The 23,420-nt window shown below is 69.4% G+C and carries 24 protein-coding genes and 4 pseudogenes; 19 read left to right on the forward strand and 9 right to left on the reverse strand.

What is annotated here, in order from left to right; all coding sequences use genetic code 11:
• Positions 1-142: 142 nt before the first annotated feature.
• Together ACFYYJ_RS06395 and ACFYYJ_RS06400 are read left to right on the forward strand one after the other, a co-directional pair.
• Entirely contained in the window at positions 143-1,177 is a 1,035-nt protein-coding gene (locus ACFYYJ_RS06395) for an intradiol ring-cleavage dioxygenase (RefSeq protein ID WP_389129146.1), read from the forward strand.
• 363 nt (positions 1,178-1,540) lie between these two features.
• Positions 1,541-1,714: a hypothetical protein gene (locus ACFYYJ_RS06400; protein ID WP_389130528.1), complete on the forward strand. Its 174-nt coding sequence runs from the start codon at positions 1,541-1,543 to the stop codon at positions 1,712-1,714.
• Between the two features lie 46 nt (positions 1,715-1,760).
• On the opposite strand, the gene ACFYYJ_RS06405 is transcribed toward ACFYYJ_RS06400, so the two are convergent.
• The 4 genes from ACFYYJ_RS06405 to ACFYYJ_RS06420 all read right to left on the reverse strand — a co-directional run bounded on the left by ACFYYJ_RS06405 (position 1,761) and on the right by ACFYYJ_RS06420 (position 4,924).
• The gene (locus ACFYYJ_RS06405) at positions 1,761-2,237 is read right to left on the reverse strand and encodes an SRPBCC family protein (protein WP_389130461.1); all 477 of its coding nucleotides are present in this window, start codon (positions 2,235-2,237) and stop codon (positions 1,761-1,763) included.
• Positions 2,238-2,592: 355 nt separating this feature from the next.
• A complete protein-coding gene (locus ACFYYJ_RS06410) occupies positions 2,593-3,087 on the reverse strand; it encodes a hypothetical protein (protein WP_389129148.1) in 495 nt (164 codons plus the stop codon).
• A 670-nt stretch (positions 3,088-3,757) separates the two neighbouring features.
• Positions 3,758-4,219: a DUF6114 domain-containing protein gene (locus ACFYYJ_RS06415; RefSeq protein WP_389130464.1), complete on the reverse strand. Its 462-nt coding sequence runs from the start codon at positions 4,217-4,219 to the stop codon at positions 3,758-3,760.
• 90 nt (positions 4,220-4,309) lie between these two features.
• Complete coding sequence (locus tag ACFYYJ_RS06420; protein ID WP_389129150.1) at positions 4,310-4,924, reverse strand: DUF6230 family protein; 615 nt, start codon at positions 4,922-4,924, stop codon at positions 4,310-4,312.
• Between the two features lie 636 nt (positions 4,925-5,560).
• Between ACFYYJ_RS06420 and ACFYYJ_RS06425 the strand changes: the two genes are divergently transcribed.
• The 4 genes and pseudogenes from ACFYYJ_RS06425 to ACFYYJ_RS06440 all read left to right on the forward strand — a co-directional run bounded on the left by ACFYYJ_RS06425 (position 5,561) and on the right by ACFYYJ_RS06440 (position 8,856).
• Positions 5,561-6,850, forward strand: coding sequence for a cation:proton antiporter (locus tag ACFYYJ_RS06425; protein ID WP_389129152.1), 1,290 nt, complete (start codon positions 5,561-5,563; stop codon positions 6,848-6,850).
• 388 nt (positions 6,851-7,238) lie between these two features.
• Positions 7,239-7,883 carry a GAP family protein gene (locus tag ACFYYJ_RS06430; RefSeq protein ID WP_389130467.1) on the forward strand — a complete coding sequence of 215 codons (645 nt, stop codon included), beginning with the start codon at positions 7,239-7,241 and terminating at the stop codon, positions 7,881-7,883.
• Between the two features lie 132 nt (positions 7,884-8,015).
• Positions 8,016-8,513, forward strand: a pseudogene (locus ACFYYJ_RS06435) (pyridoxal-dependent decarboxylase); the annotation flags it as partial.
• 112 nt (positions 8,514-8,625) lie between these two features.
• Entirely contained in the window at positions 8,626-8,856 is a 231-nt protein-coding gene (locus ACFYYJ_RS06440; RefSeq protein WP_389130530.1) for a hypothetical protein, read from the forward strand.
• Between the two features lie 145 nt (positions 8,857-9,001).
• Here ACFYYJ_RS06440 and ACFYYJ_RS06445 read toward each other — a convergent pair whose 3' ends face one another.
• Positions 9,002-9,853 (reverse strand): IS5 family transposase, encoded by an 852-nt coding sequence (locus tag ACFYYJ_RS06445; RefSeq protein WP_389129154.1) that lies wholly within the window; start codon positions 9,851-9,853, stop codon positions 9,002-9,004.
• A 670-nt stretch (positions 9,854-10,523) separates the two neighbouring features.
• Between ACFYYJ_RS06445 and ACFYYJ_RS06450 the strand changes: the two are divergent.
• A pseudogene (locus ACFYYJ_RS06450) lies at positions 10,524-10,807 on the forward strand (cytochrome P450); the annotation flags it as partial.
• A gap of 10 nt (positions 10,808-10,817) precedes the next feature.
• Here ACFYYJ_RS06450 and ACFYYJ_RS06455 read toward each other — a convergent pair.
• Positions 10,818-11,417: pseudogene (locus ACFYYJ_RS06455) on the reverse strand (MBL fold metallo-hydrolase); the annotation flags it as partial.
• 161 nt (positions 11,418-11,578) lie between these two features.
• Here ACFYYJ_RS06455 and ACFYYJ_RS06460 point away from each other — a divergent pair.
• The 3 genes from ACFYYJ_RS06460 to ACFYYJ_RS06470 all read left to right on the forward strand — a co-directional run bounded on the left by ACFYYJ_RS06460 (position 11,579) and on the right by ACFYYJ_RS06470 (position 13,212).
• A complete protein-coding gene (locus tag ACFYYJ_RS06460) occupies positions 11,579-11,944 on the forward strand; it encodes a hypothetical protein (RefSeq protein WP_389129156.1) in 366 nt (121 codons plus the stop codon).
• Positions 11,910-12,590 carry a helix-turn-helix domain-containing protein gene (locus ACFYYJ_RS06465; protein WP_389129159.1) on the forward strand — a complete coding sequence of 227 codons (681 nt, stop codon included), beginning with the start codon at positions 11,910-11,912 and terminating at the stop codon, positions 12,588-12,590. Before ACFYYJ_RS06460 ends, ACFYYJ_RS06465 begins: the two co-directional genes overlap by 35 nt.
• Before the next feature lie 466 nt (positions 12,591-13,056).
• Complete coding sequence (locus ACFYYJ_RS06470; RefSeq protein WP_389129162.1) at positions 13,057-13,212, forward strand: hypothetical protein; 156 nt, start codon at positions 13,057-13,059, stop codon at positions 13,210-13,212.
• A gap of 136 nt (positions 13,213-13,348) precedes the next feature.
• On the opposite strand, the pseudogene ACFYYJ_RS06475 reads toward ACFYYJ_RS06470, so the two are convergent.
• Positions 13,349-13,696: pseudogene (locus tag ACFYYJ_RS06475) on the reverse strand (nicotinate phosphoribosyltransferase); the annotation flags it as partial.
• Between the two features lie 372 nt (positions 13,697-14,068).
• Between ACFYYJ_RS06475 and ACFYYJ_RS06480 the strand changes: the two are divergent.
• The 5 genes from ACFYYJ_RS06480 (at position 14,069) to ACFYYJ_RS06500 (ending at position 18,713) form a co-directional block, all read left to right on the forward strand.
• Positions 14,069-14,527 (forward strand): Hsp20/alpha crystallin family protein, encoded by a 459-nt coding sequence (locus ACFYYJ_RS06480; protein ID WP_389129165.1) that lies wholly within the window; start codon positions 14,069-14,071, stop codon positions 14,525-14,527.
• Positions 14,524-15,027 (forward strand): flavodoxin domain-containing protein, encoded by a 504-nt coding sequence (locus tag ACFYYJ_RS06485; RefSeq protein WP_389129167.1) that lies wholly within the window; start codon positions 14,524-14,526, stop codon positions 15,025-15,027. Before ACFYYJ_RS06480 ends, ACFYYJ_RS06485 begins: the two co-directional genes overlap by 4 nt.
• 178 nt (positions 15,028-15,205) lie before the next feature.
• Positions 15,206-15,718 (forward strand): hypothetical protein, encoded by a 513-nt coding sequence (locus ACFYYJ_RS06490; RefSeq protein ID WP_389129170.1) that lies wholly within the window; start codon positions 15,206-15,208, stop codon positions 15,716-15,718.
• Positions 15,711-18,395 carry a cation-translocating P-type ATPase gene (locus tag ACFYYJ_RS06495; RefSeq protein ID WP_389129173.1) on the forward strand — a complete coding sequence of 895 codons (2,685 nt, stop codon included), beginning with the start codon at positions 15,711-15,713 and terminating at the stop codon, positions 18,393-18,395. Before ACFYYJ_RS06490 ends, ACFYYJ_RS06495 begins: the two co-directional genes overlap by 8 nt.
• Positions 18,396-18,413: 18 nt before the next feature.
• Positions 18,414-18,713: a DUF1876 domain-containing protein gene (locus ACFYYJ_RS06500; protein ID WP_389129176.1), complete on the forward strand. Its 300-nt coding sequence runs from the start codon at positions 18,414-18,416 to the stop codon at positions 18,711-18,713.
• 323 nt (positions 18,714-19,036) lie between these two features.
• On the opposite strand, the gene ACFYYJ_RS06505 is transcribed toward ACFYYJ_RS06500, so the two are convergent.
• Both ACFYYJ_RS06505 and ACFYYJ_RS06510 read right to left on the reverse strand, forming a co-directional pair.
• Complete coding sequence (locus ACFYYJ_RS06505) at positions 19,037-19,741, reverse strand: response regulator (RefSeq protein WP_389129178.1); 705 nt, start codon at positions 19,739-19,741, stop codon at positions 19,037-19,039.
• A 108-nt stretch (positions 19,742-19,849) separates the two neighbouring features.
• Positions 19,850-20,458 (reverse strand): CBS domain-containing protein, encoded by a 609-nt coding sequence (locus ACFYYJ_RS06510; protein ID WP_389129181.1) that lies wholly within the window; start codon positions 20,456-20,458, stop codon positions 19,850-19,852.
• On the opposite strand from ACFYYJ_RS06510, the gene ACFYYJ_RS06515 reads away from it, so the two are divergent.
• From ACFYYJ_RS06515 to ACFYYJ_RS06530, 4 genes are read left to right on the forward strand one after another with little or no spacing between them, the layout of a single operon-like run.
• The gene (locus ACFYYJ_RS06515) at positions 20,379-20,960 is read left to right on the forward strand and encodes a hydrogenase maturation protease (RefSeq protein ID WP_385124596.1); all 582 of its coding nucleotides are present in this window, start codon (positions 20,379-20,381) and stop codon (positions 20,958-20,960) included. The two genes, ACFYYJ_RS06510 and ACFYYJ_RS06515, sit on opposite strands and share 80 nt — an antisense overlap.
• On the forward strand, positions 20,957-22,126 hold the full coding sequence (locus tag ACFYYJ_RS06520; RefSeq protein ID WP_389129185.1) for a 4Fe-4S dicluster domain-containing protein: 1,170 nt from the start codon (positions 20,957-20,959) through the stop codon (positions 22,124-22,126). Before ACFYYJ_RS06515 ends, ACFYYJ_RS06520 begins: the two co-directional genes overlap by 4 nt.
• Positions 22,123-22,617: a cyclic nucleotide-binding domain-containing protein gene (locus ACFYYJ_RS06525; protein WP_389129187.1), complete on the forward strand. Its 495-nt coding sequence runs from the start codon at positions 22,123-22,125 to the stop codon at positions 22,615-22,617. The genes ACFYYJ_RS06520 and ACFYYJ_RS06525 overlap by 4 nt, the downstream gene beginning before the upstream one ends.
• Positions 22,614-23,420 carry an FAD/NAD(P)-binding protein gene (locus ACFYYJ_RS06530; RefSeq protein WP_389129189.1) on the forward strand — a complete coding sequence of 269 codons (807 nt, stop codon included), beginning with the start codon at positions 22,614-22,616 and terminating at the stop codon, positions 23,418-23,420. Before ACFYYJ_RS06525 ends, ACFYYJ_RS06530 begins: the two co-directional genes overlap by 4 nt.

Below are 23,420 nucleotides of genomic sequence, written 5' to 3' on the forward strand. Positions count from 1 at the left end.
TGACATTGTCGCGATGTTCGATGGATCACCGTGTGCTCGGCGATGGGGGCAAGCGGGTATACCGCTGGACCAGCCAGCGCCACACAGGGTGCTGACATGTGGTTCTCACTCTCTCCTCAGGCTTGATCCGTAGGTTCGCGCCATGACGAACCAACCCGAGTTCAACGAAGAGCCGGACAACCACCAGGTCTCCCAGCTACTCTCCCGCCGCAGGCTGTTCGCCCTGGGAGGCGCCGGCATGGCAGTCATCGGCCTCGGCGCCGTCGGGTGCAGCAGCGGGACCGGCAGCTCCACGCCGTCCGGCTCCGCGTCGGCATCCACGAGCGCGTCCGGGACGGCTCGGCTCTCCGCAGAGCAGATGGAGGGCCCGTACTACCTGGACTACGAGCTGTTCCGGCAGGACATCACCGAGGGCAAGCCGGGCGTCCCGCTCGCCCTGCGGCTCAACGTTGTCGACACCACCACCGGCCGCCCGCTGAGCAACGCCGCAGTGGAGGTCTGGCAGTGCGACGCACTGGGTGTCTACTCCGGCTACGCCAGCGCCGGGGTCGGCGGGATCCCGGCGGGCGGCCCGTCCGGCGGTATGCCAAGCGGCATGCCGACCGGTGGATTCCCCAGCGGTGCGCCCGGCGGCGCGCCCGGCGGTATGCCGGACGGCCAGCCTGGCGGCCAGCCCGGCGGCTCTCTGCACCTGGAGCCCACGGACCAGCTCACCTATCTTCGCGGCTCGCAGATGTCCGACAGCGCCGGGAACGTGGAGTTCCGGACCGTCTTCCCGGGCTGGTACGCCGGCCGTGCCCTCCACATCCACACCAAGGTCCATGTCGACGGCACGCACACCGACAGCGGGTACCAGGGTGGGCGGGTTTGCCACACGGGGCAGCTGTACTTCGCTGAGGCGACGGCCACCAAGATCGAGACCCTCGCGACGTACGCTGCGAACAAAGCCACGCGCATGAAACTCGACGTCGACTCCATCTACGCAGCCGCCGGCGGCGGAGCCAAGGCCGGGCTGCTAGACCTGGTATTGCGCGACCAGCAGGACATCCAAAAGGGCATCGACGCCTCACTCACCCTCGGCGTGGACCCCTCCAAGACGAACACCGGCACGGACAGCTCCACCATCCCGGGCCAGGCCAGCGGCGCGCCTTCGGCCTCCTTCTCCCCCCGGTCCTGAGCTCGGCTCTCCGGGGATCCCGGGACGCGACGTCGGACGTGGCGGCAGGCTCCGGTGGGTTGGCTGCTCATGCGTCCCTCCGGAGGCGGCCAGGGCATGCGTCCGTCTGGGGCGAGAGGTCACGGAACTGACGGCCCGTACTGCCGCACTGGCAAGCCCCAGCCGCGCTCCGGCGATGTGGATGCGTGACCGCGCCTGTGCGGCAAACGTTGGGAATCGCCCGCGTGGCGGGCCTGGACGAGTAGATCTTGCCGCATGACGCGAGCGCAACTGACGGACGAGGAATGAGAGTTCATTGCGCAGCACCTGCCGATCGGCGAGTACGGCCCGTATTCCGAGCGGCTGCGGCAGCAGTTCGAGGGCGTGATCTGGCGGTTCAAGACGGAGTCCAGGTCCGCAGGCCAGTCGGCCGCCCCCGCACCCGGCCCGACGCGGTCGTGCACCCGGTACGACAAGACCCCGGACAGCTACCTCGCCGGCCTCCACCTGCGCGCCTCGATGATCTGGATCAAGGACCTCGCCCGAGCCGCCCATTGATTACGACTCGATGCGCGCCCTGGGAGCTGTAGCCGGTTCCGGTCGGTCAGCCCGACCTCGGCGGGTGGTCCTTGGAAGCGGTCGAGGCTGTGAGAGCTTCCGCCCTGGCAACGGCCGCGTCCGTGAAGTCGGCGATGGCCTTCTTGGCTGCTTTGCCGATGACCGCCTTGAGCACACTCAGCTTCGGCGCGAGGGTCACGGAGTACACCACCTCGGTCCGCTGGCGCTGGACTGGATTGAAGGTCACGGTCGCGCTGAAGTGCCGCAAGGGCAGCCCCGAGACCAGCCGATAGGAGTAACGTCCGGGCCGCTCGTACGCGGTGACCTGTTCCCGGACCGTCACGCCCGGCATGTGCAGCTTTCGCACGGCCCCCACGCCGTTGGGGGCGGGGTCGCCCTCCCGCTCCAGAACGGAACTCCTGATGACGGTGAGGAGGGCGGCGTACTTGCGGTGTTCGGTGAAGACACCGAACACGGTCTCGGGTGGTGCGTCCGCCGTTCTGCGGACCTCGAACGTATACATCGACAAGCCTTCCTTTCCTGCTCTCGCCGGCTGAGGCGAGCCCTCAGGCGCCGATGCCCGTCAGCTGCCGGGGTTGCCGATCAGGCCGATCCGGAAACCCAGCCAGGGGTAGATGCTCTTCGGGACGAGACCGGACTGCGGCTGGGGGCCGATCGCCGAGATCACACAGCTGGTAGGCCTGTGCCTCCATCACCGAGGTGTGTTAGGTCAAACGGGTCGTGAGCGGTGCAGATCTGGGCCCCGGCTGCTGGCCGGTCGCCTTGGGGAACATGTGTGACTCAGAGATCGCGTACGACTTCGACGGCGGGATCAGGATGTGCATGGCTCGCCAGCAGGCTAGGTATCTCATGGCCTGCTACCCCAGCAAGGGGGCCGAGGCGCTGCCCGTGCGGACATGAGCGCGCGGGACGGTCAGGCTCACGCGCGCGAGACGGAGCCGGGAGACCACGGCGTCCTTGATCGTGATCGTCCCCGGGGTCGAGCCCGATGCCGCGGCGGCCGGGTTGAGGAGCCACGGCGGAATGGTGCTCGGGGTGATGGTGACTCTGTCGCCGGGTGGTGGTGACCCTTGCCGCGTGCTGGTGAAGGTGCCGACCAGCCTCTCTGTGTACAGGGTCACGTCGTCTCCGACGATGGTGGAAGTCGTCCCGGGGGCGGCCTGCAGGTGCCAGGTCCCTACGGTCTGGCGCATCTCCAGATCGAGATCCGCCACCTCCAGGGAGCGGGCGGTGAATTCGAGCAGCTGTTTCGGGCCCGCCTCGCTTTCGACGGTCACCACTCCGCGGAACACGCCGTCGAGCAGCACGAGCCTGGGCGAGTTCAGCGTCCAGGCACCTTCGGCGAGGCCCAAGGGCACGCTGTGCTCTGCTGGGGTCGGTGTGGCACAGGCGACAGCTGCGCTGCCGCCCGGTCGGTCGGGCGTCCGCGAGGGCGGAGCCTTGTGGGTTGTGGGCTCGGCGGACATCGGGGGCGCCGACGGGCACGCCGGTGTCGTCCCAGCAGGCGGCACCGGACTCTCGGACGTATGTGGCCGGGCCCCGGGGGTCACCTGGCAAGGGGAGGCGCTCGGAGCCTGCAGGGCCGTGCCGGAGCCCCGTTGCCCGGGCAAGGGAGATCCTGGGCTCTCCTGGTGGCCCGTGTTGGGCTCAGCGGCCCCGCCCCGCGTGGCCGACGGGTTTGCCCTCCCGGACCTTTGAGGGTTGGCGGCGAGGGGTGAGACCGGAGTGCTGGAGGCGGCCGGCGCTGTCACCGGCAATGGCGCGCAAGGGGTTCCGTCCACTCCTGCCGTGGTGCTCGGCAGGGCGCTCCTGCCGGCCGGGAGGGCGTGGTGAGCGGTTGCGGGCATTGCCCCCCATTCGACGGCCAGGGTCGTCAGGAGGGCGGCCGGTAGGGCAGTCAGTGCCAAGAGGTGGCTGACTGGTCTCGGGACCCGCGGGAAGGGGCCCGTTTGCCTCACAGGACGCAAGACTTGGGCGAATCTCGGGGCCGGCAGGCTGCCGCGGTCGGCCTCCTCCGTGTCGTCACGGCGCATGGCGCCCACCAGTCTCTCGAGTCGCGGGGAGGGCGTTCTGGCCGTCGCCGTTCGGATCCTCGCTGGGGGGCGACCAGGCGCAGGCCAGAGAACCACCTACAAGACCGAGCAATGCGCCGACGAGAAGACCGCCGAAATTGGCGATCGGCAGGGAAACCAGCGACAGCAGGATCGCGGCGATCCCTGCGAAGACACGTCCGAGCGGCCGGAGCCACATGAGAAGACCCAGGGTGACGACGAGGATCCCGATGACCAGCGACCCCGCACCCGCAGCGGTCGACAGGGCCATGGTGACGCCCCCCAGGGTGAGGTCCCCATAGGCGAGATACAGGATGGGCCAGCCCGCTGAAAGTGTCAGCAGCCCAGCCCAGAAGGGCCTGCTGTCGCGCCAGGTTTGGAATTCATTCAGTGCTCTGGAGAGAGCCTCACGCCATTCGGTTGACGTGGTCATTTTCGTCACGCAAATGACTTTCTACTCAAAGACTCCAATGAGGTCGAGGCGCGGGGCCCCGTCCCATAAGGGCCTTGAATTGCGTACAGCTCAGAAGCACTGGTGGTCACCGTGTTGGAGTGATGCCTTCATCCCAGGCAGGGTGATGGAACCCATCGTGGCCGCAACCCCGGTGGTACGGACGTTGGTCAGGGTGGCCGAAGTCCCCTGCAGCGCGATGGTGTTCGGGGCGAAGAACTTGGAGTTCTCGTCCCCGGAGTTCACTTCACCCGTGGTCAGCGAGCCTGCCGCAATGCCGATGTCCACGTTGTTCATCGTCGCGCTGGAGGCCGCTAGGAGATCGGTGTCGAGGAATGCATTGGTTGCGGTGGCAGAATTTCCCTTATCGCCTCCCGTGAGTCGAAGGGTGAAGGGGCCCAGTACAGGGATCGGGATGAGTACTGACTGGCACAGCCCGTCGATCGTCACGCTCCTCGCTCCCGTGACGATCACTGGTACGGCCTTGCCCCGGCGCGTCACATCCACCATTCCGTACAGGCTCAGGCCCTTGGCCTGCAGGGTGTCCACAGAGAGCTTGAATTTCTCTCCGGAGATGAAGAAAGAGGCGGCGAAGGCACCCTGAGCCAGGCTCAAGACCAGAGCAGCGGCGGCCACGAGGCTCGGCAGCAATACTGCGGCGAAACGCTTCCACCGGGTTCTGCGCATTTCTCTCACTCCTCGCACACATGGGATGTCGCGTCACGCGGGCATCTCGATACGGCCAAAGCCGGATGATTTTTCGCATGCGAACTGTTTCACGCCAAATTCGGAGATTCCAATGCTCAGGCCATAAGGGGTCTTGAGGTGACACGTCAAAGTCGAAAAGATGCCGCCAGGCACGCTTTGGCGTCGAGATATCTGTAACGGAACGACGACTCGCGAAGCAGACGCGGAGCAGACCCCGACAGGGAAATGATCTGTAGCAGCACAGAATCCGGCAAGCGGGGCGCAGCCAACGTGGGGGGAACCACCCGATCGGACCCGCATAAGTAGATTGTGATTCAAGGGGCAATATTGTCGGCGAGGCCGCACGGGGGCCAGGCAGGCCAAGACGCGGGGGTTTCCTGCGGAGGTCGGCAGCGTCCCCAGCCACGTCCGGCTCGTCGCGGTCGACGTGCGTTGGGCCGACCGGTGTGTTCTCGGCGCGTTCGGAGGAGGCTTCCCGTGGGGCTTGACCGGAAGCGCCATAAGGTCACAATTCATGCCTTTGTGTGAGGAGGGAGGGCGCTCCTGGGAGACCCGGCACGCTGCCCGTGGCGTGGTCGCCCTGTCGACGATGAATGCCGGGTATGAGGAGTACGAATGAACGGCTGGGCCGTCGTGGTCGCCGGGGGTGTGGTCATCGGCTACGGGGCGCTCTCACGGCGCTTGTCCACCACGGTGTTCTCCGGACCGATGGTTTTCATGCTGTGCGGTCTGGCGATCGGCCCGCTGGGCCTGGATCTGTTGGACCAGGCGAAGGACCCCGAGGTCACGCGGACGCTGCTGGAGAGCGCACTGGTGCTCCTGCTGTTCGCCGACGCGGCGGGGATCAGGGCCCGGAACCTGCGCCGGGAGGAGTTCTTGCCGCTGCGGCTGCTCGCTGTGGGCCTGCCGGTCACGATGGCTCTGGGGTGGCTGATCGCCTGGCCCCTGCTACCCGGCCTGGGCGTCTGGGAGCTGGCCTTGGTCGGCATCATCCTGGCGCCGACGGACGCAGCGCTCGGGCAGCAGGCTTTCTCCAACAAGCAGGTGCCGCCGCTGACCCGCGACGGTCTGGCCGTCGAATCCGGTCTGAACGACGGCCTGGCGCTTCCGTTCTTCGTGCTGGCGCTCGCGGCGGCCGATGAGGGGCACGGCCATCCGGGTGCTGCCGAGACGTTCCTGAGGGCGCTGCTGCTGAGCGGCGCCATCGGAGTCGCGGCCGGCTGGATTGGGGCGAGTCTGCTGCGCTGGTCGCTCTCCCGAGGGTGGAGCAGCTCCGACTGGCGGCAGTTCTTGGTACTCGCCGTTCCGGTCATCGCCTACGTCCTGTGCTCCATGGGCGAGGGCAGCGGCTTCATCGGCGCTTGGGCCGCGGGCCTGGCCTTCGGCATCCACCTGCGCCGGACACCCGCAGACCTCGGCATCCGTTCCCAGGACTCGGACCCCGCGCAGAGCACCGTGTTCACCGAACGCCTAGGCCTCCTGCTCGCCTCGCTGAGCTTCCTCGTCTTCGGCGCGGTCATCCTGGGACCCGCGCTCCAGCACCTGACGTGGCGGGTCGTCGTCTACGCACTGGTCAGCCTCACCATCATCCGGATACTGCCCGTAGCACTCGCCTTGGCCGGCACCGGCTTGCGTCCCGCCTCCGTCGCCTACATCGGCTGGTTCGGTCCGCGCGGACTCGCTTCCCTCGTGTTCGGCCTGCTCGCGCTGGAAGAGGAGCTACCCGGGGGAACCCTGCTGAGCGAGGTCATCGCCGTGACCGTGGGCCTGAGCGTCATCCTCCACGGAGCATCAGCTCCCTTCTTGGGCAACCGCTACGGCGCATGGTTCACCAGGACACTGCGCGTCACGCCGGACCTGCGGGAGAACGCACTCGCGCACCACGACGCCCCACGCCTGTGGTAGTGAAGAGTGCAAGTTCGAAGCGATCTCGCGCCGGGCAGTGCAGTGTGAGACCTCCGATATCGACTTCAAGACGGTGTGTCACGCCTTTACGGGCGCTGTCAGCCGAGGAGGAGGCGGGGGTGCCTGCGGCGCTGCGGATCTGCCGGATGGGTGTTGTGGCGGATGACGCGGTGTCCTCGGTGGGGGGCGCGCGGTGCCGCTCGGTCGGAAAACCCTCCTCCCGAACCCGGCGTGCGGCGTTGGGGACCTGCGCGTGGCCTGCTTGGCTGCTCGGACCGCCGCCCGCAGAGTCAGGATGCCGTGCCGTCACAGTGCAACTCGACCCCAATTCCCGCTTCTTCCGTCCAAAGACGGCGGATGGCCTCGACCTCTGGGAGTGACTGCGCTGATGGTGCTCGACCTGCTCGTGATCGGTACGGCCATCACCCTGGGACCCATGCACAACAGTGCCTTCATCCTGCTGCTCGCCTCGCGGCATGGCGTCCGCAAGGGCCTGGCGTTCTTGTTGTCGTGGCTCGCCAACATGGTCGTGGTGATCGCGTGCGTGCTGCTGCTGACCGGTGGTGAGCCTCCGGCCCGCCACAGCGCGCCGTCGGTGGCCGCGGCGTGTGTGAAACTCGCCATCGGTGTAGGGCTGGTGCTGTACGGCGCGCACCGGCGCCGTCGGCCGCCGCCCCCGCACGGCCCACCGCGCTGGACCGCTCGGGTGGACCAGGCCTCACAGGCCACGGCCGCCCTGCTGGCCTGGCTGCTGCAGCCTTGGGCTCTGGTCGGTGCCGGCGCCGCGACGGTCGTCGCCGCGGACCTTTCCTCCCTCGCCGACTGGCTCGCCCTGATCGGCTACTGCCTGCTGGCCACGCTCAGCCTCATCGTCATGGAGACGTACACGGTCCGGGCACCAGCGGTCGCGAGTGCCAGGCTGAACGCTCTGCGGACCTGGCTGGGGCAGAACCAGAACCAGCTCATCGTCACGCTCTCCTTGATCGTCGGTCTGTGGCTGACAGCGACGGGTATTTACGCGCTGGTGGCCTGACGGCACGTATGGCCGCTACGCCGCTGCCGACGGCCGCGGGAATGCAAATCGCCGCGATACACAGGCTGTCGGACCCCTGGGAACTGTGCCTGAAGGCGCCCGGTACCTCGACGTGGAGCTGCGGCAGGTCCGGTGGAGTCGGGGGGGACCGGGCTGGAGCCGCAGCAGCTGCGCGGTTACGTCGACGAGAACACCATCGGCGTCGTCGCGATCCTCGGCGTCACGTACACCTGCACCTACGAGCCGGTCGCGGAGATCGCAGCCGAGCTCGGCCGCATGCAGGCGGAGACGGGCTTCGACGTCCCGCTGCATGTCGACGCGGCCTCCGGCGGATTCATCGCGCCCTTCCTCCACCCCGATCTGGTCTGGGACTTCCGGCTGCCCCGTGTCTCCTCGATCAACGCCTCCGGCCACAAGTACGGCATGGCGCCACTCGGCGTGGGCTGGGCGCTGTGGCGCGACAAGGCCGCCCTACCGACGGACCTGGTCTTCCACGTCGACTTCCTGGGCGGCGACATGCCGACGCTCGCCCTGAACTTCTCCCGCCCCGGCGGGCAGGTCGTCAGCCAGCACTTCGCGTTCTTGCGCCTCGGCCGTGAGGGGTACCGGCAGGTCTACCAGGCCTGTGTCGACACCGCGCAGCACCTGGCCCGACAGGTCGCCGAGACGGTCCCCTTCACCCTGCTCTACGACGGCGCAGGCGCCGCCTGCCGTCTCGTACACGCTGACCGACCCTGCGTCGATGAGCTGGAGTCTCCTCGACCTATCCGACCTGCTGCGCATGCGCGGCTGGCAGGTGCCCTCCTCCCCGCTGCTGCCGGACCGCCAGGAGACGGTCATCCAGCGATTCCTGGTCCGGCACGGCGTCGACCGCGACGAAATCGAACTCCTCGCCGACCACATGCGCAGAGCGATCAAGCACCTCGATGAGGGCCTCCCGAAAGACGCGGCCCGCGCCTCCTTCGACCACTGAGGGGCGAGGAGGCGGGCTGAGCCGACCACCGCATCTCCCTGCACTTCCTTCCAGCCGACTTGCCCGGCAGCCGCGGACAGCCGCCCAGTTGAGGACTCCGAACCTTCCTCATTTCGGGAACGCTTAGAGGGCATCTGATCAGCGTTTACGCTGGTGTGGGTGGGATGTCCATTTCGATTCGCCAGGTTGGTGAGGATTCTCCGGTGAGTTCGCGGCTCATTTTGTTAGCCATCGCCCAGTGGATCATCGTTCGGGATCTTTCAGGCAGGGCCTCGTAGTCGCGTGCGAGGCGGCGGTGCTGCATCAGCCAGCCGAAGGTCCGCTCGATCACCCACCGCTTGGGCAGCGGCTGGAAGCCCCTCTCTTTCGGTCGCTGCACCACTTCCACGTCGATTCCGAGGCCTGCGCCGTGCTGGATGACGCTGGTCTGGTAGCCGCCATCCGCCCACACCTTGGTCACACTCGGATGGGCCGCCGCCAGCTCGTTCAGGACCTCCTTGCCGCCGGCGGAGTCGTGGACCGAGGCGGCGGTGACGAGGACGGCCAGGACCAGACCGAGGGTGTCGGTGACCAGGTGGCGCTTGCGCCCTTTGATCTTCTTGCCGGCATCGATGCCCTGGCTGGCCTCGGCGACATTGCTGGAGGTCTTGACGCTCTGGGCGTCCACCACGGCCGCGGACGGCTCCACCGTTCGGGCGTTCGCCCGGCGGGTCCTGTCCCGCAGCAGATCGTGGACCTGCTCGGTGGTTCCGTCCGTCTCCCACTTGGCGTAGTAGTCGTAGACGGTCTTGAACGGTGGGAAGTCGTGCGGCAGGTACTCCCACGGGATCCCGGTGCGGTTGACGTAGAGGATCGCGTTCACGATCTCTCTCAGATCATGCACCCGCGCTGCCGTCCCGGGCCCAGATCGGGCCGCCCGCCAGGCGATGAACACGGGCTCGATCAGCGCCCAGCGGGCATCGGAGACGTCACTGCGATATGCACGTCGAGGTGTCACGTCCCGGACAACGAGCGCTACGACCTACAGTCACAAGAACATCCCAAACCACCAACTACCTAGATCAGATGCCCTCTTAGGGGCTTCCCGGATGGTGCTCGGTCAACGGTCCGACTGCCCGGTGTTCAAGGGGGCACCAAGGAGCCTACGTACGGGACCCCGAGGGATCACGGAAAGCGTCAGCCCGCCACCCGAACGAGGCAGGATCTACGAAACGTTTGACGACGGGTCCCGGCGAGCCGGCCTTCCCCGGCCTCCGGCACGCCTCGGTCAAGCGGGACGTGGGGTCGACGCGCCTTTGCGGATGGCGTTGTGGCGTCGCCCCCACCTGCCGTCGTTACACGGAAAGGGCCCATACCAGCCCGTGACGATCTCCGGGCAGGAGCCGGTGCCGTGTCCGGCATTTCGGCGAAAGCAGCCGGAGTGTCACCACTCCGATCCTCACCAGCGTCATGCGGTTGACCCGACAGCTGCGGCGACGGTATTCAAGCCCCTACACCTGGGTCCGGGCTTGTCGCCCGGACCCAGGTGAGACAGTCATGGGGGCGATGGACACGGATCGCCCGCTCCGTGACGCAGACCGTGCCGTTGCGCAGGATCATCGTGCGGGTGGCGCCGTTCTGGCAGCGCAGATCGACGATGGCGACCAGGACTTGTTCGGCCGATCCGTCGCGGACACGGTGATCCCCAAGGCTTTCGGATCGTGCTCATGCTGGCCTCGGGCAGCCGCGATCCCGACCGCTTCGACCCCGATCGGCGAGACAACCTGCACCTCGGCTTCGGCGGCGGCATCCACCCGTGCTTCGGCGGCCCACTGGCCCGGCGGGAAACCCAGATCGCGCTGAACGAACTGGTACGCCGCCTCAACCGACCCCGGCTGGTCGCCGACCCGCCGCCGTACCGGCGCAGTCCGTTCTTCGCGGCCCGATCCACTTCCACGTCGAGCAGGAGTGACGCTCGCGGGCCGGCCGAGGTCGCCGCTGACGGCCAGGGTGTGGCCGTCCTCCAGTGTCAGGTGGGCCCAGGCCGAGCCGAGGATGTGCCCGCCGTGGTGCAGCTTCAGCTTGGTTCCGGCCATGATCTCGATCTCGCTGCCGACCTCGACCGGGTCGAAGAAGTTCAGCGTGTTCTCGCCGTCCGTGTCGTCGTAGAGCGGCCTCGCGGTCCGGTGCTTGGACCAGCCGTGGCTGTTGGCGTGCTCGGCGGCCTCCACCTGGAGGCGGGCGCTGTCGCGGAGCACGATCTCGGCGAGCCGGGCCGTTGCGGCGGTGCTCAGGACCGGACCGCGGAAGCCGTGCCGGACCAGGCGCGGCAGGTAGCCGCAGTGGTCCAGGTGAGCATGGGTGATGACCACAGCGCGGAGGTCGGAGGCATTGAAGCCGGGTTTCTCCCAGTTGCGGCGGCGCAGGTCCGCGAAACCCTGGAAGAGCCCGCAGTCGACCAGGACGCGGGCGTGGTCGCTCTCGACGAGGAACTTGCTGCCGGTGACCGTGCGTACCGCACCGAGCATCCGCAGAAGCGCGGGTCTGGGCGAGGCGGTAGCGGACATGACCCACTCTCCCATCGGTATGGGGATCCGGTTCTCACCATTGCACCGAGTGCGATGGCCGACAGGGGGCCGACAAGCCCAAGCAGGGGACCGACCGGCCCATGCGCGGGCGGTCGAGCCTGGTCCAGCCTGGCGATGAAACCTCCTAGAGGTACGCAAGGGAAGAGGGGAGCGTCGTGAAGACACTCGCCTTCCAGGGCTCCGGACAGACCGTCGCAGACGTGCCCGAGGTGAACACGGTCAGGATCCTCGGGCACGAGACGGGCGGCACCTCTGTCCACCTGCCCAGTACTGTCCGCAGCCATGACGTCGTGCTGCTCACCGACGTCTTCCCGACCCCGTACGACGTGGGCGTCCTGAACGGGAACGTCGGGCCCGACCCCGCCGTCGTGGTCGGCACGGGACCTGTCGGACTGGCAGCCGTCGTGACCGCCGGTCGCCACGACCCCGGCACACGCTGTCACGGTCCCGGCCACCCAGCCCCGACACCGAGAGGACCTGAAGACAATGAGTGGAACCCAGCACGGGCCGGGCGCCACTGAGGCGCCAGCCGGACGCACTGACCTCGGGCGGCGGATCGCCATGCGCCGTGAGGAACTCGGCCTCACCCGCGACGAACTGGGTGAGCGTTGCGGCGCTGACGGCGCGTACATCACCTACCTGGAGGAACACGCGGCAGCGCCGGCGATCGGCTCCCTCCTGCGCCTCGCCGACGCGCTGGGGACGACCACCGCGGATCTTTCCGGCGCGACGACGGAATACCCGCCAGGCAGAGGAACGGCCGCGCTGAACGCCGAGCTCGTCGAGTTGTCCGACGGCGAGTGCCGACGGCTGCTGTCCACGCACGGCGTGGGCAGGGTCGCTGTCTTCACTCCGGACGGTCCGGCGATCCTCCCGGTCAACTACGTGGTGGCGGGCCGCGACATCGCCTTCCGGACCTCGGGTGACGCGGTGCTCGCACGGGCGGCCGGCACCGACGTGGCCTTCGAGGTCGACCACATCGACGACGTCACGCGCCTGGGCTGGAGCGTTATGGCGGTGGGCGAGGCAAGAGGCGTCACCGACGGGGAGGAGCTCGGTCGCCTCGACGCCGTCGCGTACTCCCTGCCCTGGGCCGGCGGTCCGCGGACCCGTTGGATGAAGGTCACTGCGATCCGGATCACCGGGCGCAGGGTGATCAGGCAGTGAGCCCGCTTCGAGCCGTCGTCCTGGACACCTACGGGGTCCTCCTCGACTCCGCCACGCTGCATGCCGTTGCGTGGAAGTCCGTTTTCGACGGCTGCCGCGACGCCTGGGCGGCGGCCGGCACTGGCCCCCCCGGCGCAGCTTCCCTTCGAAGCTGAGCGGGAGTATCTGGAGCTGGTGGACGGGAAATCCCGTCTCGATGGAGCTCTCGCCCTTCTGAGCGCGCGGCATGGAGTTGCCGCGGGGCAGCGCCACGGATCCGCCGGGGTGCAGCACGGCATGGGCGGTCGCCGCCCGAAAGGAGCACGCGTTCACGGAAGCGCTCGAAGCCGGACCTCGTCGAGACGTTCGACGAGGTCCGGCCCGCACTCGAAGCGCTGCGCGCCCAGGGGATGCGATACGCCGCCGTCTCGGCATCCAGACATGCCCGCCCTTTGCTGGAGTCGGCCGCAATCGCCCCCTGGTCGACGTGCTCGTGGACGGGACTGATGCCGACCGGATGAACCTGGCGGGCAAGCCGGACCCCGCCCTGTTCCTCGGAGCGGTACGCCGGGTGCGTGTGGACCCCGTCGACGCAGCCATGCCCGAAGACTCCCTGGCCGACGCGGCCACTTCGGTCTGGTGATCGGCCTCGACCGGACCGGCGTCACGTCTGCCGCAGCGAACCTCCGGGCTCGCGGCGCGGATGTCGTTCACATCGACCTCACCGCCGTCGTGGACACCGTCGCCGGAGTGCAGCCGTGAACACCGCGTGGACCTGGCACGACTTCGGCGACGGAGTATTCGTCCAGACCGCCGCTGGCGATGACGCGTATGTCGGTCAGGCCCGCCGCGTCGAGCAGACGGCGTGAAAGGTCGGCGAGTTTCCCCAGATCGACGCTGTCGAGCCGGATCGCGCAGCCCGGCCCGCGCCGGAGCTCGGCGAGAACGCGGTCGGCGGTCGCGACGCCGGGTCCGGTGTCGCAGGTGTCGACAAGGAACGTCAGCGGGCTCGGGTGGATGCGGGCGAAGGCCCGGGAGGCGTCCTCCTCGCTCGGGAAGCACTCGATGTACGAGTGGGCCATGGTGCCGGTGGCGGGGATGCCGTGCCGGGTGGCGGCGACGTTGCTGCCGCGACTCCGAAGCCCTCGCCCGCGTCTTCGACGAGACCGACCCCGCGGTCACCCGGAGCATCGAGATCCTCGTCCCCCCCGCGCCCAGGCCGCAGGCCGCCCCGTCGGTCTCTGCGGTCAGCGCCCCAGCGACGACCCCGTCTTCACCGGGTTCCTGGTCAAGGCAGGGATCGACTCCACCCCCGTCGCCCCGGACAGCTTCGCCATGGTCAAGCAGCACGTGGCCGCCGCCGAACCGGGCCGGTACGGGGAGGGCCGAATGGCCCCATCCGGGACCCGATGGTCTCAAGCGGAGCAGCCGTTCGCCTCGGGACAGTAAAGGAAGACAACACATGAAGGCGCTGACCGAGCGCCGGGACGGAGCACACCATGTCAGGAGCGCACCTGGAGCGCAGGCGCAGCCCGTTCCCCGACTTCAGGGAATGGTTCGGTACCGACTTCCCCCGGTTCCCGCTGTGGCGGTCGTCGTTCGACACCTTCCCGATCCCGATCGAGGTGACCAACAAGGAGGGTCGGTACACGCTGCGCGCCGAGCTTCCCGGGATGGACCCCGACAAGGACATCCAGATCACGGTTGAGGGGGACACCCTCACCGTGAGTGCCGAGCACACCGAGAGCACGGAGGAGAAGGACCACTCGGAGTTCCGCTACGGCTCCTTCCAGAGGGCCGTGCGCCTGCCCGGGCCGATCCCCGCCGACGAAGTCGAGGCGGCGTACGAGGACGGCATCCTCACCGTGCGCGTGCCCACGCCGGCCTCGCCCGAGGAGTCCAGGCGCAGCATCCCCGTCAAGCGCACCACGGCGGACGGCATAGGAGAGTCGTCATGACGTCCAAGCGCGTCCTGGTCGCCTACGGCACCAAGCACGGTGCGACCGCCGGAATCGCCTCCGAGATCGGCAGGACCCTGCGTGAGGACGGCCTCGACGCCGTCGTGGTCCCCGCCGACGACGTGGACGACGTGCGCGGGTACGACGCCGTGGTGCTCGGCGGCGCCCTGTACGCCGGGCACTGGAGCGGCAAGGCCAAGCGCTGCGCCGAACGCAACGAGCACTACCTCCAGCACCGCCCGGTCTACCTGTTCAGCAGCGGCCCCGTCGACAGTTCCGCCGAGCAGCACGACATCGCGCCGGTGCCTTCCGTGGCCCGGGAGATGAAGCGCCTCGGTGCACGCGAGCACGTCACCTTCGGCGGCAGCGTCACCGCCAGTACGCCGGGGTTCATCGCCCGGGCCATGGTCCGCGCGGGGAAGGGAGGAGACTTCCGCAATCCCGAGCGGATCCGGACGTGGGCCCACCACATCAGCGCCGAACTCGCCCCTCCCCACTGAGCGGCCGGGCAGGATCAGAGCGCGGAGGTGCACGGTGTCCGAGGCCGGTACACCCGGAAACGGGCCCACGCGATCACGCCCGGCGAGGGCCGGCCGGGTACGTCGGCTGTTCGGCGGACGGCAGAACGAGCTGCGCCGTTCTGCCGACCGGACCCGGCGCCGCTGGAACGTCGCCTTCGTGCTCTCCTTCCTGATGGCCCTGTCCTGCGGCGTCGTCGTCACGACGGCCGCCTGGGACGCCGAAAGCCGCACTGCCCGGGTAACGGCCCGCCACCGGCACCGGATCGAGGCGACGACGGTCGGCGCCATGGAGCGTGCGGTCTCCAACCGCTCCGCCGGTGCCTCCCGGACGGTTGCTCCGGCCGTCTGGGCGTACCCGGCCGCTCACCGGCACTCCGACACGATCTCCGTCCCGTTCGGCACACCGGCAGGCCGGACGGCCACGATCTGGGTCGATGACGCGGGCCGGGAAGCGCAGCGACCGTCGTCCGAAGCTCAACGCGCCCTCACGGCCGCGGCCGCGGGAGTCGGATCCTTCAGCCTGCTCGCCCTTGCCACGGGAACAGTGGTCCGCCTTCGTCTGTTTCCCGTCGAGACCCGCAGCCTGACCCAGTGGGAGCACGAGTGGGAGGCCGTGGAGCCGCGCTGGTCCGGCAGGCTGCGGCGCGAACAGGGACCTGGCGATGCCTGAGGCGGCCACCCGGCCCCCATCCCCGGCCGACGGGCTGCCACTGAGCCCCGACCCTCTCGAACCGCTGCCGCTCCTGAGGCGCGAACTCGGCACCGGGCCGAATGGACTGTCCGCACGCGAGGCGGCCCGCCGCCTCGCCGTCTACGGCCCCAACGAGGTCCGCCGCAAGGCCCGTACCTCCATGGGCCGCGAACTCGTTCGCCAGCTCGTCCACCCGCTGGCCATGCTGCTCTGGGTGGCCGCCGCACTGGCTTTCGTGGCGGACATAGCGGTCCTCGGCTGGGCCATCGTCGCCGTGGTCATCCTCAACGCCGCCTTCGCGCTCCTGCAGGAGCGCCAGGCGGAGCAGGCAGTGGAGACCCTGGCCCGGTATCTGCCCGAGCACGCATGGGTGATCCGCGACGGCCAACCGTCGGCCGTCGAGTCGCGCGAGCTCGTGCCGGGCGACCTCATCGTCCTCGAAGAGGGCGCCAAGGTCCCTGCCGACGCACGCCTGACCGATGGCGGCATCGAGGTCGACCTGTCGATGCTGACAGGGGAGTCCGCCCCCGCCGAACGCGTCGCCGGCCCCGGTCTCGCAGGGGCTCCGCTCCTCCAGGAGCCGAACCTCGTCTTCAGCGGTACCGCCTGCACCGAGGGCCAGGCCCAGGCGATCGTGTTCGCCACAGGCGACCACACCGAACTCGGGCGGATCGCGGCACTCAGCCAGCGCACCCAGCGCGACCCCAGCCCCTTGGAGCGGCAGGTCAAGAAGGTCGCCTGGCTGATCGCCGCCGTCGCGGTCGCCATGGGCGCGATGTTCCTCGTGGCAGGCGTAGCCGTAGGACTCCCGCTGACCGACTCACTGATCTTCGCCATCGGCCTGCTGGTCGCCAACGTGCCCGAGGGCCTGCTGCCGACCATCACCCTCGCCCTGGCCGTCGGGGTACGGGCCCTCGCCCGCCAGGGGGCTGTGGTCAAGCGGCTGAGCGCCGTGGAAACTCTCGGCTCCACCGACGTGATCTGCACCGACAAGACCGGCACCCTCACCCGGAACCGCATGCGGCTCCAGACCGTGTGGACACCTGAACACGGTACGGGCAAAGGCCCCTGGGCAGGCGAACTCGCCCGTGCAGGCGCCCTGTGCACCACGGTCACGCGGGATGCCGAGGGCCACCTGCACGGCGACCCCACCGAGATCGCCCTGGTCGAAGGAGCCGGCGCCCACGGCGCCCCCGTCGACCTGGTCAGCCGGGACGCTGACCGCCAGGCCATCTTCCGTTTCGACCCGCGATTGCGCCTGATGTCGGTCGTTCAGGAGGCGGAACCGGACGGTGCCCACGTCATCGTCAAAGGCGCGCCGGAGGCGGTGGTGGGCGCCCTCGACGGCGGGGACACCGCCGCCGCGCTCGTCGCCGCGGACCGGCTTGCCCACGACGGCATGCGCGTCCTGGCCGTTGCCGTGCGTGACCTGCCGAAGGGAGCCGCGACACCGGCGCGGCGCCACGACGCGGAGAGCGGTCTGCGCCTTCTGGGGCTCGTCGGCCTGTACGACCCTCCGCGGCCCGAGGTCGCGGAGGCCGTCCGCCGCTGTCACGACGCGGGCGTTCGGGTCCATATCGTCACTGGTGACAACGGAGCCACCGCAGCCGCCGTCGCGCGGGAGGTCGGGATCGGAGTGCCGCGCCTCACGGTGGTGGCCCAGTCCGAGACGGTGGGCGACCAGGAGCTCGACCAGCTCCTGGCACACGGCGATGCCGAGGTCGTCTTCGCCCGCTCCTCACCGGAGACCAAGCTGCACGTGGCCGACACCCTGCGCGCCCACGGGCAGATCGTGGCCATGACCGGCGACGGCGTCAACGACGCCCCCGCGCTTCACCGTGCGCACATCGGGGTCGCGATGGGACGGTCCGGCACGGACGTGGCACGCGAGGCCTCCACGATGGTGCTGACCGACGACGATTTCGCCACCATCGTCGCCGCCATCGAGTCCGGGCGCCGCGTCTACGACAACGTCCGCAAGTTCATCGTCTACATCTTCGCCCACGCCACCCCTGAGGTCATTCCCTTCCTGGTGTTCGCTCTCTCGGCCGGCACCGTCCCCCTGCCGCTGACCGTCCTGCAGATCCTCGCCATCGACCTCGGCACCGAGACCCTCCCCGCCCTCGCCCTCGGCCGGGAACGGGCCGAGCCGGGCGTCATGAGCCGTCCGCCGCGGCCGAGCTCGCAGGGGGTCATCTCCCGCGACATGCTCGTCCGGAGCTGGGGATGGCTCGGCACGGTGTCCGCCGCCCTGGTCATGACCGCGTTCTTCTACGTGCTGTGGCGGGCGGGCTGGCACCCCGGCGACCCCAGCGGCCCCGGCACCCCCCTCCACCACGCGTACGTCACCGCGACCACCGCCACGTTCGCCGGCATCGTCACCTGTCAGATCGGCACGGCGATGGCCGCGCGCACCGACCACGCTGCTCTGCGCGAGATCGGCCCCTTCACCAACCGCCTGCTCCTGGCCGGCATCGCCTTCGAGCTGGTCTTCACCGCGGCACTCGTCTACGTGCCGCCGCTGCAAGACCTGTTCGGCACCGCAGCCCTCTCCCTTGACGTCGTCGCGCTCATCGCCACCTTCCCGGTCCTCGTGTGGGGCACCGACGAACTCCGGCGCTGGGCCCGGCGTACTCGCCCTAGTACGAACGCTTGAACCTGTCCGGAGGCTCCCATGTCACGCACAGCCGAATGGAAGGTCCGTCTCTACCTCTTCGAGGAGGAGCACACGACGAAGGCACGCCTGGAACTCGACACGGGCACGAACAGGCTCACGGGACACGGCACCGCCCGCTGCGCACCCCAGGACAACGACGTCCCGGAGATCGGCGACGAACTCGCGGTCGCTCGCGCCATGGAGGATCTCGCCCTCCAGATGAAGCAAGCCGCCTACGGCGATATACGGGCCGCCGGTGTCCGGTCCCTCCAGGAATCCCTCAAGCCCTACACCGGATGGCTGGACACCGAAGCGTGAGCACGGACGAAGCCCGGCTGGCCCAGCTGTGCGATCCGCTGCAGTCGGTTCTGGAGAGGCACCCGGGGTGCCGCCGAAGCTGCAGCTCCGCACCGCCGTTCAAGGAGTGGAGGAGGCGGCCCAGGTACTCGGCTTCGCCCCGGCCCTGCGGATCGGAGGGCCTGATCGACACCGACGTACCCGCCGATGCCGCGGACGAGGCACTCGCCCGTTCCGTTTCGGCGCACGGGCCGACCGGGCAGGGCACGAAACTGGAATGGCGGGTCCCGTTGGATGCCGGAGGTCGTTGCCCACCTTCCGGGTGAAGTGCTCCCCGCAGTCACTCAACTCCGGCCCTTGCCGCGCTCCGGCTCGTGTTCATGGACCTGGGTGGCGATGACGGCGGCCTGCACCCGGCGCTCCACCCCCAGCTTGCCCAGCAGCCTCGAGATGTGGTTCTTGACCGTCTTCTCGGACAGGTACAGCCGCTTGGCGATCTGCGCGTTGGTGAGGCCCTCGCCGATCAGTTCGAGTACGGAGCGTTCCCGCTCGGAGAGAGCGGACAGCCGATCGTCGTCCGGGACCCTGACGGTCTCCGGGTCCCGCAGGGAGTGCATGAGGCGGGCGGTCGTTGCCGGGTCCAGCATCGACTGCCCGGTCGCCACCGTCCGTACGGCCGAGACGAGGTCGGAGCCGGTGATCTGCTTGAGGACGTAGCCGGCCGCGCCAGCCATGATCGCGTCGAGCAGCGCGTCTTCGTCATCGAACGAGGTCAGCATCAAGCAGGCGAGATCCGGCATGCGCGAGCGCAGCTCGCGGCACACGGTGATCCCGTCGCCGTCGGGCAGCCGGACGTCGAGCACGGCGACGTCCGGGCGCAGCGCCGGCCCGCGGGCCAGCGCCTGCTCGGCGGTGGAGGCTTCACCGACGACCTCGATGTCCGGCTCCGCGTCCAGCATGTCGTACAGCCCGCGGCGTACGACCTCGTGGTCGTCCAGGAGAAAGACTCGGATGGCGGCCTCATCAGAGGCCGCCGGTGCGTCGGACATGTACGCCCCTGTAGTCGATCCGCTCTGCATATGTCTCGTACGAATTGTCTCAGCGGAGCGGGCGGACGCACCCTGGGCGCGCCTCAGGGGTCGGGGCGGTAGAAGGCCTCAGGAGGCTCCGGCGGGCTGCCCTTCCAGTTCCATCCGTACCTCCACCACGCCTTCCACGGCACGGACCGCGCGGCCCATCAGCGGCAGGTCGCTCCGGCTGACGCCCCCCTCCGGCATCCCCGCACCGTTCACCACGGGGAGGCGCTTCACATGCTTGCGCGCCATGATCCGGGCAGCCTCGGCGAGTGTGCCGTCGGGGTGCTCAGTTCCTCGGCCACCACACCCCCGGCCGTGGGGTGGATCATGAAGCCGCCTGGAGACCGGCCCACGGCCCTGTCTCGAACCCGATTCGGTCCACGGAGCAGCTGGACATGCACCTCGGCTGGAGCGTCGTGGTGGTCGGCTACGCCGAGCCGATCGTGAACCGTGGCGAAGTCGAACGGCTTGCGGCGCTGCTCGACCCGTCATTGGGGCCCCGTCCCCGACTCGGTACCGGGCCGTACGCCGTTTGCCCCGTGGCACAGGACCTCGTCCCGCGAGCAGGGCAGGCTGTGACTGGAGACGCCCGAAGAGGAAGCGGGTACCCATGAAGCCTCTCGCCGGTACGGCGGTCATCGGGATCGGGAACGAGTTCCGGCGCGATGACGGGGTGGGGTGGGCCACCATCGCGTTGTTGCGCGCACGGAGAGCACAGCTACGTCTCCCGTCCGGCACTGAGCTCGCACAGTGCCAGGGAGACCCTGGCCGGCTGATCAGCCTCTGGGAAGGCAAGGCCCTCACCTTCGTCGTCGACGCCTGCTTCCCACCTGCGGCTCAGCCCGGGCGAACACATCGGTGGTGTGTGTCCCCGGGCGAGATGCCGCACCCGGCCGCCGCAGGCAGGCAGAGCACGCACGGGCTGGGGCTCGCCGAGGCCCTGTGCCTCGCCGACCGCGTCGGGCGTGGCCCGGGCCGTCTCATCGTGTACGCGGTCGAGGGTGCGGACCGCTCGCTGGGCACGGGGCTCACCCCGGCGGTGGCGGCCGCCCTGCCGCTTCTGGCCCTGCGCATCGAGGCGGACGTCCGCCGCACGGCGAGCGGACTCGCCGGACCGGGTTCGAACTCCGGAGCCCGCAGGTCTGACATGCTGCCGGATCTAGGCACGTGGAGACCGAGAGGTGCACCATGACCGACGCTTCGGATGCCAGAGCCGTCCTCGACCACCACGACGAGGCGGTTCTCGACCGCGACGGTCTGGACGCGCTCGTGCGTGTCCTGAAGCGGCGCGGTCGCACGGTGATCGGCCCGACCGTGCGCGACGGCGCGATCGTCCTCGACGAGCTGGACTCCGCAGACGCACTCCCCTACGGATGGGGGGTCGAACTGGAGGCGGGGCGGTACCGGCTCCGTCGCCGCGAGGACGGGGCGGCCTTCGCGCACAGCGCGGGACCCCAGTCATGGAAGTCGTTCCTGCATCCGCAGCGCGTCCGTCAGTGGTCCGCGGACCGCGGCCCGGACGGCACTCCGGTCGTCCGGGAGGAGGAGCGGGAGAGCATTTCGTACGCGTTCCTCGGCGTGCGGCCCTGCGATCTGCGTGCCATTCAGATCCTGGACCGTGTGATGAGCGGAGGCAGGTACCGGGATCCCACCTACCTGTCCCGGCGGACGAGCGCCTTCCTGATCGCGGCCGAGTGCACCGAGCCGGGTGCCACCTGCTTCTGCGTCTCGATGGGGAGCGGGCCGGCCGCCGACGCCGGGTACGACCTCGCCCTCACCGAGGTCGTGGACGATGCCGGCCACCGCTTCCTGTGCCGGAGCGGGAGCGAGGAGGGAGCCGCGGTCCTCGCGGAAGTGCCGGGGCGGATTCCCGATGGCTCCACCCGAGCGGCCGCGGCCCAGGCCGTGAGCACCGCCGCCGAACGCATGGGCCGCTCCATGCCGCCGGTGGACCTGCGCACGCTGATGCGGGACAACCTGGAAGCGGAGCGCTGGGACGACGTCACCGCCCGGTGCCTCAGCTGCGGCAACTGCACCATGGTCTGCCCCACCTGCTTCTGCACCACCACCGAGGACGTCACCGACCTGACCGGCGATCACGCCGAGCGCTGGCGTCTCTGGGACTCCTGCTACGACCTGGACTTCTCGCTCCTCCACGGCGGTCCTGTCCGGTCCACCCCGCGCAGCCGGTACCGCCAGTGGCTCACCCACAAGCTGGGGACCTGGCACGACCAGTTCGACAGTTCGGGTTGTGTCGGATGCGGCCGGTGCATCGTGTGGTGCCCCACGGGCATCGACCTCACCGAGGAAGCCCACGCCCTGCACCAGGAAGCCGCGCAGCGGGAGAACACGCCGTGACCCCGCATCCGGGTGTGCCTCCCGGCGAGGGTGTGCTCGCCGCTCTGACGGCGGAGCAGCGCGGGAAGCTCATGGCCCTCGCCCGGGACGTCGCCCTTCCAGGCGGCACGCGGATCTTCGAGGAAGGAGAAAAGGCCGACCGCTTCTGGATCATCCGCTCGGGCACGGTCGCGCTCGACGTCCACATGCCCGGCCGGGGGCGAGCGGTCGTCGAGACCATCGGCGCGGGCAGCCTTCTTGGCTGGTCATGGCTGTGCCCGCCCCGGCAGTGGCACCTCGCGGCCGAGACACAAGATCCCGTCCGCGCCTGGGAGTTCGATGCCGCGGCTGTCCATGACCTGTGCGCCGAGGACACATCGCTGGGCCTGTCGCTGGTCACCGCCGTCGCCGAGACCATCGGCGACCGGCTGCGAGCCACCCGCACCCGGTTGCTCGACCTCTACGGACCGCCGGGACCGCCGGGACTGCAGGGGGGCGGAGCAGCACCATGACGCCCGCACCGCTTTCCTATCGCGTGGTGGACCGCCGCGACGAGACGCACGACACGGTCACGCTCGTACTGGAGCCTGCCAGGGACGCCCTGAACTCCTTCGCACCCGGCCAGTTCGCGATGCTCTACGCGTTCGGTGTCGGCGAGATTCCGGTGTCCGTGTCCCGGCTCACGGACGGGGACCGGCTGACGCACACGGTCCGGGCCGTCGGGGCCGTCTCCCGCGCATTGTGCGGCCTGCCTACCGGCGGGTGGGTCGGCGTGCGCGGCCCCTTCGGTACCGCCTGGGACACGGCTGCCGCTCGCGGCAACGACCTGCTCGTCATCGCCGGCGGCATCGGGCTCGCCCCGCTGCGTCCCCTCGTCGACACCTTTCTGGCCGAGCCCCACGCCTTCGGGCAGCTGAACGTCCTCGCGGGTGCCCGGACCCCTGCCGATCTGCTCTACGGAGACGAGTTCCCAGCCTGGGAGAAGCCGTTCGCCGCCGTCACCGTCGACCGGCCCGCCAGCGGCTGGACCGGCCGGGTCGGCGTCGTCACCACGCTGCTCCGCGAGGCCCGGTTCACGCCGCCGGACACGGTCGCCTTCGTCTGCGGTCCCGAGGTGATGATGCGCGCGACCGCACGGGCGCTGATCCACCAAGGGATACGTCCCGACCGTATCCAGGTCTCACTCGAACGCAACATGCGCTGTGCCACCGGCCACTGCGGCCACTGCCAGCTCGGGCCCCTGCTTCTTTGCCGCGACGGCCCGGTCGTCGGCTACGACCAGGCCGAGCCCCTGCTCACCGTCCGGGAACTGTGA

The organism is Streptomyces sp. NPDC002467 (genome assembly GCF_042889825.1).
Taxonomy (GTDB): Bacteria; Actinomycetota; Actinomycetes; order Streptomycetales; family Streptomycetaceae; genus Streptomyces.

Bases quoted from the DNA above. Each gene is read 5' to 3' on its own strand.
- ACFYYJ_RS06530 (WP_389129189.1), top strand. From the start codon at position 22,614: ATGACGCCCGCACCGCTTTCCTATCGCGTGGTGGACCGCCGCGACGAG.
- ACFYYJ_RS06430 (WP_389130467.1), top strand. From the start codon at position 7,239: ATGGTGCTCGACCTGCTCGTGATCGGTACGGCCATCACCCTGGGACCC.
- ACFYYJ_RS06465 (WP_389129159.1), top strand. From the start codon at position 11,910: ATGAGTGGAACCCAGCACGGGCCGGGCGCCACTGAGGCGCCAGCCGGA.
- ACFYYJ_RS06415 (WP_389130464.1), bottom strand. From the start codon at position 4,219: ATGACCACGTCAACCGAATGGCGTGAGGCTCTCTCCAGAGCACTGAAT.
- ACFYYJ_RS06510 (WP_389129181.1), bottom strand. From the start codon at position 20,458: ATGGTGGCCCACCCCACCCCGTCATCGCGCCGGAACTCGTTCCCGATC.
- ACFYYJ_RS06520 (WP_389129185.1), top strand. From the start codon at position 20,957: ATGACCGACGCTTCGGATGCCAGAGCCGTCCTCGACCACCACGACGAG.
- ACFYYJ_RS06395 (WP_389129146.1), top strand. From the start codon at position 143: ATGACGAACCAACCCGAGTTCAACGAAGAGCCGGACAACCACCAGGTC.
- ACFYYJ_RS06420 (WP_389129150.1), bottom strand. From the start codon at position 4,924: ATGCGCAGAACCCGGTGGAAGCGTTTCGCCGCAGTATTGCTGCCGAGC.
- ACFYYJ_RS06480 (WP_389129165.1), top strand. From the start codon at position 14,069: ATGTCAGGAGCGCACCTGGAGCGCAGGCGCAGCCCGTTCCCCGACTTC.
- ACFYYJ_RS06515 (WP_385124596.1), top strand. From the start codon at position 20,379: ATGAAGCCTCTCGCCGGTACGGCGGTCATCGGGATCGGGAACGAGTTC.
- ACFYYJ_RS06405 (WP_389130461.1), bottom strand. From the start codon at position 2,237: ATGTATACGTTCGAGGTCCGCAGAACGGCGGACGCACCACCCGAGACC.
- ACFYYJ_RS06440 (WP_389130530.1), top strand. From the start codon at position 8,626: ATGAGCTGGAGTCTCCTCGACCTATCCGACCTGCTGCGCATGCGCGGC.
- ACFYYJ_RS06500 (WP_389129176.1), top strand. From the start codon at position 18,414: ATGTCACGCACAGCCGAATGGAAGGTCCGTCTCTACCTCTTCGAGGAG.
- ACFYYJ_RS06485 (WP_389129167.1), top strand. From the start codon at position 14,524: ATGACGTCCAAGCGCGTCCTGGTCGCCTACGGCACCAAGCACGGTGCG.
- ACFYYJ_RS06505 (WP_389129178.1), bottom strand. From the start codon at position 19,741: ATGTCCGACGCACCGGCGGCCTCTGATGAGGCCGCCATCCGAGTCTTT.
- ACFYYJ_RS06495 (WP_389129173.1), top strand. From the start codon at position 15,711: ATGCCTGAGGCGGCCACCCGGCCCCCATCCCCGGCCGACGGGCTGCCA.
- ACFYYJ_RS06425 (WP_389129152.1), top strand. From the start codon at position 5,561: ATGAACGGCTGGGCCGTCGTGGTCGCCGGGGGTGTGGTCATCGGCTAC.